18 protein-coding genes are annotated in these 18033 nt (G+C 65.4%); 12 read left to right on the top strand and 6 right to left on the bottom strand.

Going from position 1 to position 18033, the window contains the following annotated elements; genetic code table 11:
• The first annotated feature begins 98 nt into the window (after positions 1–98).
• From H7X47_RS19650 to dhaK, 11 genes are read left to right on the top strand one after another with little or no spacing between them, the layout of a single operon-like run.
• A complete protein-coding gene (locus H7X47_RS19650; RefSeq protein WP_193370455.1) occupies positions 99–1049 on the top strand; it encodes a carbohydrate ABC transporter permease in 951 nt (316 codons plus the stop codon).
• 2 nt (positions 1050–1051) lie between these two features.
• Positions 1052–1999, top strand: coding sequence for a carbohydrate ABC transporter permease (locus H7X47_RS19645; protein WP_322096520.1), 948 nt, complete (start codon positions 1052–1054; stop codon positions 1997–1999).
• Positions 1996–2205 (top strand): hypothetical protein, encoded by a 210-nt coding sequence (locus tag H7X47_RS19640; protein ID WP_193370453.1) that lies wholly within the window; start codon positions 1996–1998, stop codon positions 2203–2205. Before H7X47_RS19645 ends, H7X47_RS19640 begins: the two co-directional genes overlap by 4 nt.
• A 6-nt stretch (positions 2206–2211) precedes the next feature.
• On the top strand, positions 2212–3324 hold the full coding sequence (locus H7X47_RS19635) for an ABC transporter ATP-binding protein (protein WP_193370452.1): 1113 nt from the start codon (positions 2212–2214) through the stop codon (positions 3322–3324).
• Positions 3317–4375: an ABC transporter ATP-binding protein gene (locus H7X47_RS19630; RefSeq protein ID WP_193370451.1), complete on the top strand. Its 1059-nt coding sequence runs from the start codon at positions 3317–3319 to the stop codon at positions 4373–4375. Before H7X47_RS19635 ends, H7X47_RS19630 begins: the two co-directional genes overlap by 8 nt.
• Positions 4372–4986: a dihydroxyacetone kinase subunit DhaL gene (gene dhaL / locus H7X47_RS19625; RefSeq protein ID WP_193370450.1), complete on the top strand. Its 615-nt coding sequence runs from the start codon at positions 4372–4374 to the stop codon at positions 4984–4986. The genes H7X47_RS19630 and dhaL overlap by 4 nt, the downstream gene beginning before the upstream one ends.
• Positions 4983–5372: a dihydroxyacetone kinase phosphoryl donor subunit DhaM gene (dhaM, locus tag H7X47_RS19620; RefSeq protein ID WP_193370449.1), complete on the top strand. Its 390-nt coding sequence runs from the start codon at positions 4983–4985 to the stop codon at positions 5370–5372. Before dhaL ends, dhaM begins: the two co-directional genes overlap by 4 nt.
• Positions 5369–5665 (top strand): HPr family phosphocarrier protein, encoded by a 297-nt coding sequence (locus tag H7X47_RS19615; protein WP_193370448.1) that lies wholly within the window; start codon positions 5369–5371, stop codon positions 5663–5665. The genes dhaM and H7X47_RS19615 overlap by 4 nt, the downstream gene beginning before the upstream one ends.
• A 4-nt stretch (positions 5666–5669) precedes the next feature.
• Complete coding sequence (gene ptsP, locus H7X47_RS19610; protein WP_193370447.1) at positions 5670–7322, top strand: phosphoenolpyruvate--protein phosphotransferase; 1653 nt, start codon at positions 5670–5672, stop codon at positions 7320–7322.
• Positions 7315–7779: a hypothetical protein gene (locus tag H7X47_RS19605; protein ID WP_193370446.1), complete on the top strand. Its 465-nt coding sequence runs from the start codon at positions 7315–7317 to the stop codon at positions 7777–7779. Before ptsP ends, H7X47_RS19605 begins: the two co-directional genes overlap by 8 nt.
• A gap of 37 nt (positions 7780–7816) precedes the next feature.
• Positions 7817–8809 carry a dihydroxyacetone kinase subunit DhaK gene (gene dhaK, locus H7X47_RS19600; RefSeq protein WP_193370445.1) on the top strand — a complete coding sequence of 331 codons (993 nt, stop codon included), beginning with the start codon at positions 7817–7819 and terminating at the stop codon, positions 8807–8809.
• Between the two features lie 232 nt (positions 8810–9041).
• On the opposite strand, the gene H7X47_RS19595 is transcribed toward dhaK, so the two are convergent.
• The 6 genes from H7X47_RS19595 to H7X47_RS26180 are packed head-to-tail and all read right to left on the bottom strand — an operon-like array spanning position 9042 to position 15718.
• A complete protein-coding gene (locus H7X47_RS19595) occupies positions 9042–10667 on the bottom strand; it encodes an acyl-CoA synthetase (protein ID WP_193370444.1) in 1626 nt (541 codons plus the stop codon).
• Between the two features lie 50 nt (positions 10668–10717).
• Positions 10718–11677, bottom strand: coding sequence for a branched-chain amino acid ABC transporter permease (locus H7X47_RS19590; RefSeq protein ID WP_193370443.1), 960 nt, complete (start codon positions 11675–11677; stop codon positions 10718–10720).
• 3 nt (positions 11678–11680) lie between these two features.
• Complete coding sequence (locus tag H7X47_RS19585) at positions 11681–12598, bottom strand: branched-chain amino acid ABC transporter permease (RefSeq protein WP_193370442.1); 918 nt, start codon at positions 12596–12598, stop codon at positions 11681–11683.
• Positions 12599–12630: 32 nt separating this feature from the next.
• Positions 12631–13863, bottom strand: a complete 1233-nt coding sequence (locus tag H7X47_RS19580; RefSeq protein WP_322096519.1) for an ABC transporter substrate-binding protein — start codon at positions 13861–13863, stop codon at positions 12631–12633.
• Positions 13864–13866: 3 nt separating this feature from the next.
• Positions 13867–14592: an ABC transporter ATP-binding protein gene (locus H7X47_RS19575; protein WP_193370441.1), complete on the bottom strand. Its 726-nt coding sequence runs from the start codon at positions 14590–14592 to the stop codon at positions 13867–13869.
• Positions 14585–15718, bottom strand: a complete 1134-nt coding sequence (locus H7X47_RS26180) for a PAS-domain containing protein (RefSeq protein WP_227010666.1) — start codon at positions 15716–15718, stop codon at positions 14585–14587. The genes H7X47_RS19575 and H7X47_RS26180 overlap by 8 nt, the downstream gene beginning before the upstream one ends.
• 373 nt (positions 15719–16091) lie before the next feature.
• On the opposite strand from H7X47_RS26180, the gene H7X47_RS19565 reads away from it, so the two are divergent.
• Positions 16092–18032, top strand: coding sequence for a PAS-domain containing protein (locus H7X47_RS19565; protein ID WP_193370440.1), 1941 nt, complete (start codon positions 16092–16094; stop codon positions 18030–18032).
• The last annotated feature ends 1 nt before the right edge of the window (position 18033 follow it).

Below are 18033 nucleotides of genomic sequence, written 5' to 3'. Positions count from 1 at the left end.
GGCGCGCCCGCCTTGGCGGGTGGGCGCGCCGATTTTGCGGGCCTTGCCCTCTTCCGTCGAAGGCGGAGCAATCCTTGAAGCCCAGGACACCGACAGGCATGTCTACCCAGACCATCGAGCGTGCAGCAGAGCGCGTCGCGCAGGCGACGCCGAGCGGCCTTTCCCGGCGGATCGCCGGCCTCTCGGACGGCGCCATCGCCTGGCTCTTCGTCTCACCGACCATCGTGCTGCTGCTCGCCATCAACATCTTCCCGCTACTGTGGACGATCTATCTCTCGTTCACCAACTACCGGGCCAACCAGCCGGGGCGGGCGATCCGCTGGATCGGCACGCGCAACTACGAGCGCCTGCTGGGCAGCGAGGACATCTGGGGCTACATGCAGGCGACGGCGCACTTCGTGTGCTGGACCATGGCCCTGCAGGTGCTGCTCGGCCTGGGTCTGGCCCTCCTGATCAATCGTAACTTCAAAGGCGCAAGCTTCTGGACCACGGTGATCCTGATCCCCATGATGCTCTCGCCGGCGGTGGTAGGCACCTTCTGGACCTACCTCTACCAGCCGCAGACCGGCATCTTCAGCTACATCGTCAACCTCTTCGCCGACGTCGGGCCGCTGAACATGATCGGCTCGGTCGAGCTGGCGCCCTGGGCCATCGTCATCGCCGACACCTGGATGTGGACCCCCTACATCATGCTGCTCTGCCTTGCCGGGCTGCGCTCGATCCCCGACTACCTCTATGAGGCAGCGGAGGTCGACCGCGCGAACACCTGGCAGAAGTTCTGGTACATCACCCTGCCGCGGGTGCTGCCCTTCCTCATGCTGGCGGTGCTGTTCCGCGGCATCGAGAACTTCAAGATGTTCGACATGGTAGTCGAGCTGACTTCCGGCGGGCCGGGCTCCACCACGGAACTGGCCTCCATCAACCTGAAGCGCGAGGCCTTCGAGAAGTGGCGCACCGGCTATTCCTCGGCCTTCGCCATCATCCTCTTCGTTACCGTCTTCGGCCTCGGCAATATCTACGTCAAGGCGCTCAACAGGGTGAAGTCATGAGCGTGAGCACGAAAGCTTACTCGGTCAGCGAGTCCGGCAAGCGCACCAAGTGGCTGGCCGGCGGCATGGTCGTCGTCTACGCCCTGGTCAGCATGATCCCGCTGGTCTGGATCGTGCTGACCGGCTTCAAGTCGCCGCCGGACTCCATCGCCTATCCGCCCAAGGTGGTTTTCGAACCGACGATGGAAGGTTACGTGAACCTCTTCACCAGCCGCTCGCGCCAGACCCCGGAATACATCGAGAGCCTGGGCCCGCCGCAGACCTGGTACGATGCGCTGGTGCGCGAGCGCAACATGGTCATCACTGGGCCGTCGCGCTTCCTCGGGCGCTACTGGAACTCCATCGTCATCGGTTTCGGCTCGACCTTCCTTGCCGTCTTCCTCGGCACCCTGGCGGCCTACGCCTTCTCGCGCTTCCGAATTCCGCTGAAGGACGACCTGCTGTTCTTCATCCTCTCCACGCGCATGATGCCGCCGATCGCCGTGGCCATCCCAATTTTCCTCATGTACCGGGAACTCGGCCTCTCGGACACGGCGCTGGGCATTATCCTGCTCTATACGGCCGTCAACCTCTCGCTCTCGGTCTGGCTGCTGAAGGGCTTCGTCGACGAGATCCCGCGCGAATACGAGGAAGCCGCCGTGATCGACGGCTATTCCCGCCTGCAGGCCTTCGTCAAGGTGGTGCTGCCGCAGATGCGCGCCGGCATCGCGGCGACGGCCATCTTCTGCCTGATCTTCGCCTGGAACGAATATGCCTTCGCCCTGCTGCTGACCAGCGGCCAGGCGCAGACGGCGCCACCCTTCATTCCCATCATCATCGGCGAGGGCGGGCTGGACTGGCCGGCGGTGGCGGCGGGAACCACCCTCTTCCTGCTGCCGGTGGTCATCTTCACCGTGCTGCTGCGCGACCAGCTACTGCGCGGCATCACTTTCGGAGCGGTGCGCAAATGAGCGATCTCAACACCACCCGAGATACCGCCCCACGGCAGCGGCGCCTTTTCCGCCGCGGTCCCTGGGAGAACGCGGCCACCGTGCTGATCGCCCTGGGCGTACTCATGCTGATGCAGCCCTTTTCTGCCTGGCTCTACGGCTGGTCCTTCGGGGTCATCCTGACCGGCACGCTGGGCTTCGTCGTCGTCAGCCATTTTCCGGAGTAGAGGGCAATGGCAGAGATCCGCATCGAGAACCTCAAGAAACACTTCGGCGATTTCGTCGCAGTGAACGATTCGACCTTCACCATCGAAAACGGCGAGTTCTTCGTCATGCTGGGCCCCTCGGGCTGCGGCAAGACCACGACGCTCAGGATGATCGCCGGCTTGGAGCTGCCGAGCGAAGGGCGGATCCTGCTGGACGGCGAGGACGTCACCTTCAACCGCGCCTCGCAACGCGACATCGCCTTCGTGTTCCAGCTCTTCGCGCTCTATCCCCACATGACCGTCAGGCGCAACATCTCCTTCCCATTGCGGGTGCAGGGAATGGCGCGCCGCGAGGTGCGGCGGCGCACCGAGGAGGTGGCGAAGCTGCTGCGCATCGAGCACCTGCTGGACCGCGGCGTCGGCGGGCTGGCGGCCGGCGACCGGCAAAGGGTCGCCCTGGGCCGGGCCATCGTGCGCCAAGCCAAGGCCTTCCTGATGGACGAACCGCTGGGCGCCCTGGATGCCGAGTTCCGCGACCTCATGTGCGAGGAACTGCGCCTGCTGCACAACCGCGTCGGCGCCACCACGGTCTACGTGACCCACGACCAGATCGAGGCCATGTCCATGGCCGACCGCATCTGCATCATGAACAAGGGCGAAGTGCTGCAGATCGGAGCGCCGATGGAGGTCTATGCCCGCCCCGCCACCCGCTTCGTCGCCGGCTTCATCGGCAGCCCCTCGATGAACTTCCTGGAGGCCGAAGGCGGCCTGCCCGCCGGCGCCCGCGAGATCCGCATCCCCGGTGCCCGGGTACCGATGCCGGAGACGCGCGAACCGCTGACGAGCCGCAACGCGGTGCTGGGCGCCCGCCCAGAGCACATCACCATCCGCGACGACGGCCCGTTGCGCGGCGAGGTCTTCGCCGTCGAATACATGGGGGCGCGCCAGATGGTGACCGTCGACACCCCCGCCGGGCGCCTGCGCGTGCGCGCGCCCAATACCGTCGCCGTCGACTACGGCGAGAACGTGGGCCTGGCGTTCGATGCGGAGCGCCTGGTGGTCTTCAATGCCGAGACCGACCGCTCAGTTGCCAGCACCCTCTTCGAAGCCCCGCCGGTGCAAGGAGGTGCCCATGGCTGAGGTAGCGCTCCACCAAGTGACCAAGCGCTTCGGCGAGACCACGGCAGTCTCCGGGCTGTCGCTCGATATCGCCGACGGCGAGTTCATCGTCCTGCTCGGCCCGACCGGCGCGGGCAAGACGACGACCCTGCGCCTCTTCGCCGGCCTGGAGCAGCCGGAGGAAGGCAGCGTGCATATCGCCGGCCACGAGGTGACCTGCCAGGCCCCGGCCGAGCGCGATGTCGCCTTCGTCTTCCAGCAGTATTCGCTCTACCCGCACTACACGGTTTTCGAGAACCTGGCCTTTCCCCTGCGAGCACCGGGACGCCGCGGCTCGCCGGAGGCGATCCGCCGGCGGGTCCAGGAAATCGCCGAAATGCTGCGCATCGAGAGCAAGCTGAACAACCGCGCCACCGAGCTTTCCGGCGGCGAAATGCAGCGGGTTTCCATCGGCCGCGCCCTGGTGCGCCAGCCTAACCTCTTCCTCATGGACGAGCCCCTCTCCTCTCTCGACGCCAAGCTGCGCGAGGACCTGCGCGTGGAGCTGAAGCGCATCCAGCGGGAGCTGGGGGCGACCATCCTCTACGTCACCCACGACCAGCTCGAGGCCATGACCCTGGCCGACCGCATCGGCGTGCTCGCCGAGGGGCGGCTGGTGCAGATCGACGACCCGCGGGAAGTCTACGAGCGCCCGACCAGCGTCTATGCCGCCCAGCGCCTGGGCAGCCCCTCGATCAACCTGCTCCGGCCCGGAACCCTGGGTCTGGAAAACGGCCCCGGCGGCACGGAAACCCTGGGCGTACGCCCGGAGGATGTTGTATTGAACGGCCGCGGCGTTGCGGCCAGGGTGCTGACCCTGGAGCACCTCGGCGTCGAGTCCATCGCGCTGCTGGAGGTGGCGGGAGCCGGCGGGGCGCCGCAGCAGGTTCACGCCCTGCTCGGCAGCCAGCGCGGCGTCGCAGAGGGCGACAGCGTGACCGCCGCGGTGCGGCCCGGCGCGGTGCTCTATTTCGACGGCGAGGGACGCCGCCTTGCCACGGGAACCACGGGTTTACAGGAGAGACGGCCATGACCGCCGCCCAGACCAGGCTCTCGCTGCAGCGCTTCATCGAGGCCGCGCAGGCGACCATCACCGCCCACGCGGAGGAACTGACGGCCCTCGACCAGGCGATCGGCGACGGCGACCATGGCCACAACATGGTGCGCGGCTTCGATGCCATGCGCGAGGCGGCGGCAGAGATCGGCGCCCAGCCCTTCGGCAAGGCCCTGCAGAAGGCCGGCATGACACTGGTAATGAAAGTCGGCGGCGCCTCCGGGCCGCTCTACGGCTCGCTGCTCATGGCCATGGGCAAGGCGGGCGACGAGGCGCCCGAGGATATCTCCACGCTCGCCGGGATCTTTGCGGCGGGGGTCGAGGCGGTGAAGGCGCGCGGCAAGTCCGAGGCCGGCGAGAAGACCATGCTCGATGTCCTGGTCCCGGTCCAGGCGGCCCTGGTGGCGGGTGGCGATGCCACCGCCGTGCGCGCTGCCGCCGACGAAGGTCTGGCCTCGACCGAGGCCATGCTGGCCACCAAGGGGCGCGCGTCCTTCCTGGGCGAACGTTCCATCGGCCACCTCGATCCCGGCGCCCGCTCTTCGGCGCTGCTGGTGCACGCGGTCTGCGACGTCCTGGAGGAAGAATGACCGACAACGTTTCGATTGTGATCGTCTCCCACTCGCCCGAGGTTGCCAAGGGCGCGGCCGACATGGTGCGCCAGATGGTCGGCGAGGAAGTCCGCGTGGCCTTCTGCGGCGGCAACGGCGACGGCGGCCTGGGCACCGACGTAGCGGCGATCCTCGAGGCGCTGCAGAGCGTCTACACGCCCAAGGGCGTGGCGGTGCTGGTCGACCTGGGCGGAGCCGAGACCAATAGCGAGATGGCGATCGAGATGCTGCCCGAGGGGCAGGCGGAAAACGTGAAGATCTGCAACGCACCCATTGTCGAGGGCGCCGTGATGGCGGCGACGGAAGCGGCGGGCGGTGCCGCGCTCTCCGTGGTCTGCGCGACGGCGGAGGAGTTCCAATCATGAGCGATATTGAGCCGACCGTCGAATGGGTCTCTGACGCCGCGGTGATCCAGGATCCGACCGGCCTGCACGCGCGTCCCGCCGTGAAGCTGACCAGACTGGCGAAGACCTTCGAGGCCGCGGTGGAGATCCGCGCCAATCACGGCAACAACTGGACCAATGCCAAGTCGCCGAACAAGGTGATGAAGCTGAAGGCCGCGCACGGCGAGCCCCTGCACGTCCGCGCGGCAGGTGCCGACGCCCCGGCGGCGGTGGCGGCCCTCATCGACCTGCTGAACCGCGACTTCGACGACTGAGCCGATGACTGCCCCCGCCCAGCCCCAAACCCAGCCCCAGGTCTACGAAGGCATCGCCGTCAGCGGCGGCGTCGCCCTGGGCCCGCTGCACGTGCTGCGCGGACCGGGAGCGACCGCGCGCCGGGCGGGGGACCCGGTCCAGGAGGCCGCTGCCTTCAAGGCGGCGCTCAACGAGGCAGCAACGGCGTTGCAGGCCCTGATCGAGGCCGAGGACAGCTTGGCCGGCGATATCCTGGAGTTCCAGTTGGCGCTGCTGGAAGACGACGACATCACCGCTCCGGTGCTGGCGGCGATCGCCGGGGGCACGCCGGCCGACCGCGCCTGGATCGACAAAATGGACGCCGAAATCGCCGACTACCGCGGCGACGGCGACGGCGTGCTGGCAGGCCGCGCCGAGGACCTGAGCGACCTCAAGAACCGCGTGCTGAGTGCCCTGACCGGTTCTTCGGCGGCGCTGGCCGAGGTGCCTGCCGGGGCAATCCTGGTGGCCGAGGATCTGACTCCATCCCTCTTCCTCGACATCGACTGGAGCCGGCTGGCGGGAGCGGTCACCACCGGCGGCAGCCCGACCAGCCATGTCGCCATCCTGGCCCGCGCCCGTGGCGTCAGTCTGGTGGTGGGCACCCGCCTGGCCGTCGAGGGACTGCCGGCCGGCGGCACGGCCATTCTGGACGCCGCGGCCGGACGCCTGACCGTCAATCCCGACAGCGCTGCCCGCGCCGCGGCGGAAGCCGCCGGCGCCGCCGAGGCCGAGAAGGAGCGCGCTATTGCCGCCGTGCTTCACCAGCCGGCGCGTACTGCCGATGGCATACCCGTCATGGTCCTGGCCAATATCGACGCCCCCGCCCTGCTGGACCAGGTTTCATCGGACATCTGCGACGGCGTCGGACTCACCCGCACCGAGTTTCTCTTCGCGGGTGGGCGGCAGCCGGACGAGGAGGAACAGCTCGCCTTCTACCGCCGCCTGCTGGCCTGGGCTGATGGGCGGCCGGTGACCGTGCGCACCCTGGACGCCGGCGGCGACAAGCCGCTGCCCGGGGTCACCATCGACGGCGAGACGAATCCCTTTCTGGGCGTGCGCGGCCTGCGGCTTTCCTTCGCCAGGCCGGAGGTCTTCCGCTGCCAGCTGCGCGCCCTGGTACGCGCGGCGGAGGAGGCCGGCAACCTCAAGGTCATGCTGCCAATGATCACCGCGCCCTGGGAGTTGGATCAGGCCCGGGCCATGCTCGACGAGGAAATCGCCGGGCTGCGGCAGGCTGGCATCCCCTGCGCCCACCCAGCGCTCGGCATTATGATCGAGGTCCCGGCCGCCGCGCTCATGGCCGGCGACTTCGAGGCCGACTTCTACTCCATCGGCTCCAACGACTTGATCCAATACACCGCCGCCTGCGCCCGCGACAATCCGGCGGTAGCCGCCTTGGCCGACCCGCGCACACCGGCGGTGCTGGAACTCATCCGCCGCGTGGTCGCCGCCGGCGAGGCCCGTGGCGTCGAGGTCAGCCTCTGCGGCGAAATGGCCTCATCGCCCGCCCTGATCTCCAGCCTGCTGGATTGCGGCCTGACCATGCTAAGCTGCGCGCCGGCCCAGATCGGGCCGGTCAAGCTGGCTATTGCAGACTATGACGGCAGAGGGAGGAACGGCGCGGACCATGGCTGACGACGCCCCGAAGCGCGAGGCCGACGATCCGGTCGCCGAATACAAGGTGTTGCTGAAGCGCTATCTGGACCGGCGGCCCTCGGGCACGCGCCAGAAGCTCGCCGAGGCCTTCGGCACCCATAAGAGCTTCATCTCCCAGGTCACCAACCCCGCCTACCGGGTGCCGCTGCCGGCCCAGCACATCCCGGCGATGTTCCGTGTCTGCCACTTGAGCGAGGAAGAGCAGCGCCACTTCCTGGAGCTCTACGGCCGCGCCCATCCAGCCCAGTCCGTGGCCATGGAGGAACTCGCCTCCATCGAGCGGGACGTGCTGCGCATCCCCCTGCCCCACGGTATGGACGAGACGCGCCGAAACCAGGTGCGCCAGCTCATTCACGACTTCGCCGAGCGGGTCATCGCCCTCGCCCAATCGGGGGGCGGTCAGCCGGACCTGCCGCGGAAAGACGACGAGAAGTAAGCGCCGGGAGAGCGCAGTCAAGAGGGAGACCTATCTTATGAAAAAGCTTATGAACGCCGTCGACGGCGTCCTGACGGAGAGCCTGCGCGGTTTCGGGCATGCGCACGCGGACATCGTCTCCGTCAACCTCGATCCCATGTTCGTCATCCGCAAGGGCAGCCCCCGCCAGGGCAAGGTGGCGCTGATCTCCGGCGGCGGCTCGGGCCACGAGCCGATGCACGCCGGTTTTGTCGGCCACGGCATGCTGGACGCCGCCTGCCCGGGACAGGTCTTCACTTCGCCGACGCCGGACCAGATGCTGGCCGCCGCTGAGGCGGTCGACGGCGGCGCCGGCACCCTCTTCATCGTCAAGAATTATGCCGGCGATGTAATGAACTTCGAGATGGCGTCGGAAATGAGCCCGGGCGAACGGGCCCCGGTGCCCCCCACCGCCGACGTTTCAGGGGAGAACTCGCCCCACAGCCAGGGACGGCGTGGCGTCGCCGCCACGGTTGTCCTTGAGAAGATCGTCGGGGCAGCGGCCGAGGCCGGCGCCGCCCTGGCCGACTGCGTCGCCCTGGGCGAGCGGGTCAATGCCGCCTCCGGCTCCATGGGCGTGGCTTTGTCCAGCTGCACCGTGCCGGCAGCAGGAAAACCGAACTTCGAGCTCGGCGACGACGAGATCGAGTTGGGTGTAGGCATCCACGGCGAGCCTGGTCGCAAACGCACCACGATGATGCCCGCCGATGCCCTGGCCGCTACCCTGATGGAGGCGATCTGCGACGACATCAAGCCGGACAAAGGCCAGGAGGTACTGCTGCTGGTCAACGGCATGGGCGGCACGCCGCTGCTGGAGCTCTACGGCATGTACGACGCAGCGGTGCGCGAGGCGGACGCGCGCGGGTTAAAGGTGGTCCGCTCTTTGGTCGGCAACTACTGCACCTCGCTGGAAATGGCCGGCTGCTCCCTCACGCTGGTCAAGCTGGATGCCGAGATGGCGTCCTACTGGGACGCGCCGGTGCACAGCGCCGCGCTGCGCTGGGGAATGTGATCGGGAAACAGCGCTGCGACACCGCCACGCGGCTGGGAATTCCGGAAATCTGCCCAGGGTCAAAAGGGGCCTTCAGGCAGGCAATTCGCGTTCGTCGGATTGCTGCGCCTTAGCTGACGCTGGAAGCGACGCGGCTGCCCGCTGTCGGCTTGCCGCCTGGCAGCAGACCTGTCCGCCGATCCAGCGGCACTGCCGCTACGTGCCAGAAACAGACGTCACACTAGCCGGCTGATCAGATCAACGCCTTCGCCATTTCGCGCAGCCTGAACTTCTGGATCTTCCCGGTCGAGGTCTTGGGCAGTTCGACGAAGACCACCTGGCGCGGGCACTTGAAGTGCGCCAGTCGCTCTCGGCAGAAGGCGATGATCTCACCCTCCTCCGCCGCTATGCCGGGCCGCAGTTCGACAAAAGCACAGGGCGTCTCACCCCACTTTTCGTCCGGCTTCGCGACCACGGCCGCGGCCGCTACCGAGGGGTGTTTGTAGAGGGCGGCCTCGACCTCGATCGAGGAGATATTTTCGCCGCCGGAAATGATGATATCCTTGGAGCGGTCCTTGATCTCTATATAGCCGTCCGGGTGCATCACACCCAGGTCGCCGGAATGGAACCAGCCGCCTCCAAAGCTCGCGGTCGTCGTTCGGGGGTTCTTCAGGTAGCCGCGCATGACGATGTTGCCGCGGATCATAATTTCGCCGATGGTTTTGCCATCGGCAGGCACCGGCTGCAGACTGTCAGGATCCATGACGGTAAGGTCTTCCTGCATCGTGTAGGGCACGCCCTGCCGGGCCTTCCGCGCCGCCCGCTCCGCCACCGGTAACGCGTCCCACTTGGGCTTCCAGGCGCAGACCACGCAAGGGCCGTAAACCTCGGTCAGGCCGTAGACATGGATCACCTCGATGCCCATCGCCTCCATCTTCTCGATCACCGCCGCCGGCGGTGCGGCGCCGGCGGTCATCATGGATATGCCCTGGCCGATCGCGCGACGCTCGGACTCGGCCGCGTTCACCATCATCGACATGATAATCGGCGCGCCGCAGAGATGGGTCACGCCGTGCTCGCGGATCGCCTGGAAGATCGCGGAGGCCTCCGGCTTGCGCAGGCAGACGTGGGTCCCCGCCTTGGCGGTCACCGTCCAAGGGAAGCACCAGCCGTTGCAGTGGAACATGGGCAGGGTCCAGAGATAGACCGGAAAGTGGGGCATCGCCCAATCCACCGCGTTGCTGATGGCATTGAGATAGGCGCCACGATGGCTGTAGACGACCCCCTTGGGGTCACCCGTGGTCCCGGAGGTGTAGTTGAGAGCGATCGCCTGCCATTCGTCCGCGGGCGGACCGTAGGCAAAGTCCGGATCGCCTTCCTCCAGGAAGGCTTCGTAGTCGGTGTCGCCGATCAGTTCGCCACCAGCGCCCTGGGGATCATCGATGTCGATGACCAGGGGCCGCTCCTCGAGCTGAGCCAGCGCCGCCGCGATCACCCCAGAGAACTCCCGGTCGGTCAGCACGACCTTGGCCTCGCCGTGGCGCAGGGTGAAGGCCAGGGCTTCCGCGTCCAGGCGAATGTTGAGCGAGTTGAGCACGGCACCGGCCATGGGTACGCCGAAATGCGCCTCGACGAACTCCGGGATGTTCGGGGCCATGATGGCAACGGTGTCACCCAGGCCGATGCCACGGCGGACCAGCGCCGAGGCAAGACGGCGGCAACGGGTCTCGGTCTCGGCCCAGCTGCGGCGGACCTTGCCGTGAATCACCGCCGTCCGCTCCGGATAGACCCGTGCCGTCCGGCGCAGCATGGAAAGCGGCGACAGGGGAACATAGTTGGCGCTGTTACGGTCAAGCCCCGTGTCGTATGGCGTGGTCACGATGGTTCCTCCTTCCTGATGCAATGCTTTCTCCCAATGCGATGCCGAGGCTAGCGTCCAATCCTGGCCTGGATCTCCCCAACGATCCCGCGCCGGAACAGCAAGACGCAGATGACGAAGATCACCCCGATCACGATGCTGACAAGCGATCCGAAGGCGTTGAGATAATTCTGCAGGGTCACGACGACGACGGCGCCTACGGCCGGGCCGAACACGGTTCCCATGCCGCCCAGCAAGGTCATCAGAATGACTTCGCCGGACATCTGCCAACCGATATCAGTCAGGCTGGCCACCTGGACAATCAGAGCCTTGGTCCCGCCGGCCAGGCCGGACAGGGCGGCGGAGATGACAAAGGCCGTCAGCTTGTAGTGATCCACCCGGTAGCCGAGTGAGATCGCGCGCGGCTCACTCTCGCGAATGGCCTTCAAGATCTGTCCGAAGGGTGAATGCACGGTGCGATAGACGACGAAAAGGCCGAAGAGGAATACTACGAGCACGACGAAGTAGAGCGTCAGGTTATTCGAGATGTCGATCACGCCGAAGAGTGGCTGACGCGTCACACCCTGGATGCCGTCCTCGCCGCCGGTGAAGGGTGCCTGAAGGGCAAAGAAGAAGATCATCTGCGACAACGCGAGGGTGATCATCGCGAAATAGATCCCCTGGCGGCGGATTGCGACGAGGCCGAACAGGAGGCCGAGGAAAGCTGCCGCGAGCACGGAAAGGGCAACGGCCAGCTCCGGCGTCAGCCCCCAGACCTTGAGCGCATGGGCGACGACATAGCTGGCTGTACCGAAGAAGGCGGCATGGCCGAAGGACAAAAGGCCCGCGAAGCCCAGCATCAGATTGAAGGCGCAGGCGAAAAGCATGAAGCACATCGCCTTCATGAGAAACACGGGGTAGACGACGAAGGGCAAGGAGGCCAGAACGGCGGCCGTGAGGATCCACAGCGCCAGCCGGCGCGGCGAAAGGGCGAAGCGGCGGATGGTGTAACCTCCGTCAAACAATGACATGATTCAGGCCTCCCGTCCGAAGAGGCCCGCCGGCCGGACCAGGAGAACGACGATCATGATGACGAAGATCACGATGTTGGAGGCCTCGGGATAGGCGATCCTTACGAAGGCCTCCACCAGGCCCAACGCGAAGCCGGTCAGGACCGACCCCATGATCGACCCCATACCGCCGATCACGACGACCGCAAAGACGACGATGATGAGATTGGCGCCCATATGCGGCGTCACGGCCTGCAGGCCCGCGGCCAGGACGCCGGTAAAGCCGGCCAGGGCGGTACCGAAGGCGTATGTCAACATGATCATGACCGGCACGTTGATGCCAAAGGCACGCACCAGCATCGGATTTTCGGTCGCGGCACGCAGATAACTGCCGAGTCGCGTCTTCTCGATCCCGAACCAGGTGGCGAGGCAGATCGCCAGCGAGACGCCTATAATCCACAAGCGGTAGACTGGCATCATCATGACGTCTTTCTCATTGCCGGTTAGTGCGCCCAGGGGGATGCGCTGGGCCCCGGCGAGCAGGTCCGGCTTGTTATAGGGCAGTCCTGAGGCGCCGAAACTCTCGACGAACACGCCCTCGATGATGAGGACCAGACCGAAGGTCAGAAGCAGACCGTAGAGGTGGTCAAGATCGTAGAGCCAGCGCAGAAGTGCGCGCTCGATCAGGATCCCGAAGGCGCCGAGCGCAAGCGGCACCAGAAGCAGAGACCACCAATAGGATACTCCGACCCAATCCAGCAACATCCAGGTAAGGAATGCGCCCATCATATATTGCGCACCGTGGGCGAAGTTGATGACGTTCAGCATGCCGAAGATCACGGCCAGACCAAGCGACAGAAGCGCGTAAAATGCGCCGTTCTGCAGCCCGATGAGGAGCTGAAGCCCGAGGTAGGACAGGGGGAGATCAAAGATCATCGTCATCGGTCTTCACCCACGGCGCGTCGGTTTGAGTATCAGTTGACGAGCGGGCAGCCGGAGGCCGCCGGGTCGCGGAAGGCCTCGTCACCCGGAATAGTGCGCGCGATATTGAGATAGTCCCAGGCGCCCTTGGACTCGGCAGGGCTCTTGACCTGGGCGAGGTACATATCGTGCGCCATCCGGCCGTTTGGCTGGACCTTGCCACCCTTGGCGAAGACATCGTCGATCTGCATCGACTTTAGCGTGGTGGAGACCGCAGTGGCCTCGTCGGTACCTGCCTGCTCGACCGCCTTCAGGTAGTTGAGCACGGAGGAATAAACACCGACCTGAACCATTGTCGGCTTGTTGCCCGCCTTCTCCTCGAAACGCGCCGCCCATTTCCGGGTTTCATCGTTGAGATCCCAATACCAGCCCGTGGTCATGTACAGCCCCTGAGCAGATTTCAGGCCGAGGCTGTGGATGTCGGTGACGAACATCAGCAGGCCCGCCAAATTCTGGCCACCCGCGACGATTCCGAACTCGGAAGCCTGCTTGATGGCGTTGATGGTATCCGCACCGGCGTTGGCGAGACCGATGATCTTGGCTCCCGATGCCTGGGCCTGAAGCAGGAAGGAGGCAAAGTCCGACGAAGGAAAAGGATGACGCACGGCGCCCAGGACCTTGCCGCCGTTGGCCTCGACGATCTTGGAGACGTCGCTCTCCAGGGAATGACCGAAGGCATAGTCCGCGGTGATGAAGAACCAGCTGTCCCCGCCGTTCTTGACCACCGCCGTTCCGGTGCCATTGGCCAGGGCGTAGGTATCGTAGGCCCAGTGAAAGCCGACCGGCGAGCAGTCCTTGCCGGTGAGCCGGGAGGTCGCGGCACCGACCACCATGGTGACCCGGTTCTTCTCCCGCCCGACCTCGGAAACGGCCAAAGCAACTGAAGAGGTCACGAGGTCCGTGATCATGTCGACGCCTTGCGTATCGATCCATTCGCGGGCCTTGGCAGCTGCGATATCCGCCTTGTTCTGGTGGTCGGCGGAAATCACCGTGACGGGCTTGCCGAGCGCCTTGCCGCCGAAGTCTTCCACCGCCATCTCGGCGGCGATGACGGACCCCTTACCTGAAAGGTCGGCATAGACCGCGGCCATGTCGGTCAGCACACCGATACGCACGGCATCGTCTGAAATCTCGGCAGCCGCGGCAGGATGCGCGGCAAGGCCGCCGACCATGGCCGCTAGGGCTAATCTCTTCAACATCTGGCTTTTCCTCCTGTATTGCTTCACTGGTCAGACTCCTAAGTATTCCTGCAGCAATGCTTCCTTTTCCTCGAGCTCGCTGCGGTCGACCATTTCGACGATCCGGCCGTCCTCCATGACGTAGTTCCGGTCGGCCAGTCGGGAGGCGAAATGGAAGTTCTGCTCGACGAGAAGCACGGTGAAGCCGCGGTTCTTGAGCTGTTCGATAACCTTGCCGATCTGCTCGACGATGACCGGCGCCAGGCCCTCTGTCGGCTCGTCGAGCAACAGAACCCTGGCGCCGCTGCGCAGGATGCGGGCGATGGCAAGCATCTGCTGCTCGCCTCCGGAAAGCCGCGTGCCCTGGCGGGTATGCCTCCGCTCGCTCAGATTCGGGAAGAGGTCATAGAGCTCGTCGATGGTGAGTCCACCCTCGGCAATCACCGGCGGGAGATAAAGGTTCTCCTCCACCGTGAGGCTGGAGAAGATGCCGCGCTCCTCCGGACAGAAGGCGATGCCCAGCCGGGCGATCCGATTGCACTTCATGGCAATGGTCTCGACGCCGCGGAAACGGATCGCTCCCCGCCGCTGCCCGATCATTCCCATGATGGACTTCAGAGTCGTCGTCTTGCCGGCGCCGTTGCGGCCGAGAAGGGTCACCACTTCTCCCTTGCAGATCTTGAGCCCGACGCCGTGCAGCACATGGGCCTCGCCGTAGTAGGCGTGCAGGCCCTCGACCTCGATCAGCGGCTGAAGCTGGTCCGCGGTCTCAGGCATGGGCCGACCCCATGTAGGCGTCGATCACCGCGGGGTTGCGGGAAACCTCGCCGTAGGTGCCCTCGGCGAGGATTTCGCCGCGCTGCAGGACCGTGATCCAGTTTGACAGATTGGCGACGACGCCGAGGTTGTGTTCGACCATCAGCACGGTACGTCCCTCCGCCACCTTGCGGATCAGGGAGGCGATCCGGCCGACATCCTCATGCCCCATGCCCTGGGTTGGTTCGTCGAGCAGCATCATCTCGGGGTCGAGCGCCAGCGTGGTGGCAATTTCGAGTGCGCGCTTGCGGCCATAGGGAAGCTCAACCGCTGGGATTTCCGCGAAAGACTCCAGCCCGACATCGGCGAGCAGGCGGTCGACCTCGTCATTCAATACATCGAGCGAGCGCAGGGGCCGCCAGAAGTGGATGTCCATGCCGTGCTTGCGCTGCAGGGCGACGCGGACGTTCTCGCGCACGCTGAGATGCGCGAAGGTCGAGGAAATCTGGAACGAGCGGACGATGCCCAGGCGGGCGATGGTATCGGCGCGCGTATGGGTGATGTCCTGTCCCTTGTAGGTGATGGTGCCGGCCGTGGCCCCAAGGAAGCGGGTCAGCAGATTGAACACCGTCGTCTTGCCGGCACCGTTGGGGCCGATTAAGGCATGGATCGTGCCCTTGCGGACATTCAGGTCGACGTTCCGGACCGCGACGAAGCCCTTGAACTCCTTGGTCAGCCCCTTGGTCTTGAGGACGTAACCCCGCTGCGCGGTGATGTCGGTGTAGATACTGGCGAAGCCGCCGCCCGGCAAAGGTATCCCCTTGACCGCGATGACGTTGCCGCTCGGGCGCACCCGCTCCATACTGTGCGGCTGGAACAGGCGTGCTTGCGCGACCCGTTCCTCGACTAGCTTGTCCACGTCGCCGGGGCCGTACTCGCCGCGCTCGGCGTTGTAGCGCATGAAATCCGAGAAATGCGAACCCCGGCGGGCCAGCTCGGCGGGAAAGTCGAGGAGTTCGAAAAAGCGGTGATTCCAGCCGACCAGCCGCAGTTCACTGTCAAAGACCGTGATCCCCTGGTCCAGCTGATCCAGCGCGGCCTGCAGCACGTCCAGTTGGGCCGCTGCGGATAGAGTGTCGTCCTGCATCGGACCGGCAGGCACCATTCCTTCCTCCCTTTCCGGCCCTGAAGCAGGCTGTTGCCTTGGACCGGCTCTCCGTGATCGCCCAGTACTGACGATTTCTCTTGGCGCCGACTGTAGGAGGAAGCCTTTTCACTGATATGCGCCGATTGTTTCAAAGTGTTGCAAACAATGTTCAAGTGTTCGACGCCACAAGGTGTCGCGATTTCCCGCAGAGACTGTGCTACCTTGGCAGCAGCATGGGAGAAGGAAGAGGACCTGCTTCCCGCTCACCTGCGAGAAGCCTCTTCCGGCCCGGAGACGGCTTCCGCTCCAGGCCCATCGACTTGAAATGCCTGTTTTTCGCGTTGTGCAGATTGGTGCTGGCAAGGTTGGAGCCATGACGAAGGATTCGCCGGAAAGCGCACAGCTGAGGCTGCTGCAAGCCGCCCTGGATCACATCAACCAGGGATTCACCGTTTTCGACAACGACCTGCGGCTGGTCGGCTGGAACCGCCGGTTTTTCGAGCTGCTGGGGTTTCCGCTATCGCTCGCTCGGATGGACACGCCATTCTCTGCCTTCATGCGCTACAACGCCGAACGCGGTGAGTATGGCGAAGGCGACATCGACGAACTGGTGGCGGAGCGGGTGACGCGGGCGGCGGCCTTCGAGCCCCATGAGCTGGAACGTCGGCGGCCGACCGGGGAAATTATTTCCGTTCGTGGCACCCCGTTGCCGGAGGGTGGCTTCGTGACCACCTATACGGACGTGACCGAGCAGCGTCAGCGGCAGGAAATCCTTGCCCGCGTGGTGGCCGAGCGGACCCGGGACCTGCACGAAAGCGAGCAGCGCTTGCGGTTGATAACGGATGCCATCCCTGCCCTCATCGCCACGATCGATACGGAACCCAAATACACCTTCGCCAACAAGCGCTATGCCGAGTGGTTCGGTCGGACAGTGGACGAGATCGTCGGCATGCGCGTGGAACAGGTGTTGGAGCCGGACCTCTATGCCGAGTTGCAGCTCCCTGTCAGCGCCGCACTCGAGGGTCGCGAGGTGACCTACGAGTATCGCCGCAAGGGTCCTGACGGACGGCATGCCGAGATGCGCTCGACCCTGATTCCCGACCGCGACGACGAGGGAAAGATCCGCGGCTGTTTCGTGCTCTCGCTCGATGTAACGGAGCAGAGGCATCAGGAGGCGGTGTTGAGCCAGGCGCAGAGGATGGAAGCCGTCGGCCGGCTTACCGGCGGCATCGCGCACGACTTCAACAATCTGCTGACCATCATCCTCGGCAATCTGGTGGCCCTGAGAGGAAAGATCGAGGACGAGCAACAGTTAACGGACTACCTCGAGCCGGCCGTCCACGCTGCCCAGCGGGGCGCCGATTTGACCAACCGCCTGTTGACCTTCGCCCGCGGCGGGGAGTTTCAGGTGCAGTCCGTCGACGTCGAGGCAGTGGTGGCCGACATGTCGCGCCTGCTGCGCCGCTCGCTCCCTAGCTCGGTCGAGGTGGCGACCAAGGTCCGGGGGGTGCCGCGCAGCGTTCTGGCCGACCCGGGGCAGCTCGAGAACGCCTTGCTGAACCTGGCGCTCAACGCCCGCGACGCGATGCACGATGCAGGGCGCATCGTCTTCGATGTCTCGGAACTGCACCTCGCGGGGGACGAGGCACAGCACCTCGAGGTTTCGACCGGCGACTACGTGCGGCTGCTGGTCGAGGACAGCGGCCAGGGCATGGATGAAGAAACTCGGCGGCGAGTCTTTGAGCCCTTCTTCACGACCAAGCAGTTTGGATCGGGCAGCGGGCTGGGACTGAGCATGGTCTACGGCTTTGTGCGTCAGTCCGGCGGCGGGGTGACGATCGAATCGGAACCTGGCGGCGGTACGCGCGTCGCGCTCTTCCTGCCCTGCGCCAAAGCAAAGAGCGATGCCGAACTGGAGAAGACGCCGGACGCGGCCGTCGAGACACCGCACGGCAAGGGCGAACTGGTTCTGCTGGTGGAGGACGATCCAACGGTGCGCGCGGTGGTCCGGCGCCAACTGGTCGATCTCGGCTATGGGGTGCTGGAAGCCGAAGACGCACAGGAGGCGCTGCAGTTCATCAACTCTGTGGGGGAGATTCGCTACCTCATCTCGGATATCGTCATGCAGGGGGAAATGAACGGCCTGTCCCTGGCCGAGACGGCCAAGGAAGTCGCTCCCGAGATCCGGATCGGCCTGATCACCGGTTATGCCGAGCCGCGGGACGGCCACTTGCCGGCCACCTGCCCCTATCCCACTTTGGCCAAGCCCTTCGCGACAGAGGCGCTGGCCACCTTGATTGGCCGCACCGTCTAGA

The sequence above is a fragment of the Pelagibius marinus genome (genome assembly GCF_014925385.1).
Lineage (GTDB): Bacteria > Pseudomonadota > Alphaproteobacteria > Kiloniellales > Kiloniellaceae > Pelagibius > Pelagibius marinus.
Note: the sequence above shows the minus strand (reverse complement) of the source record. Positions and strands in the feature narration are given on the sequence as shown.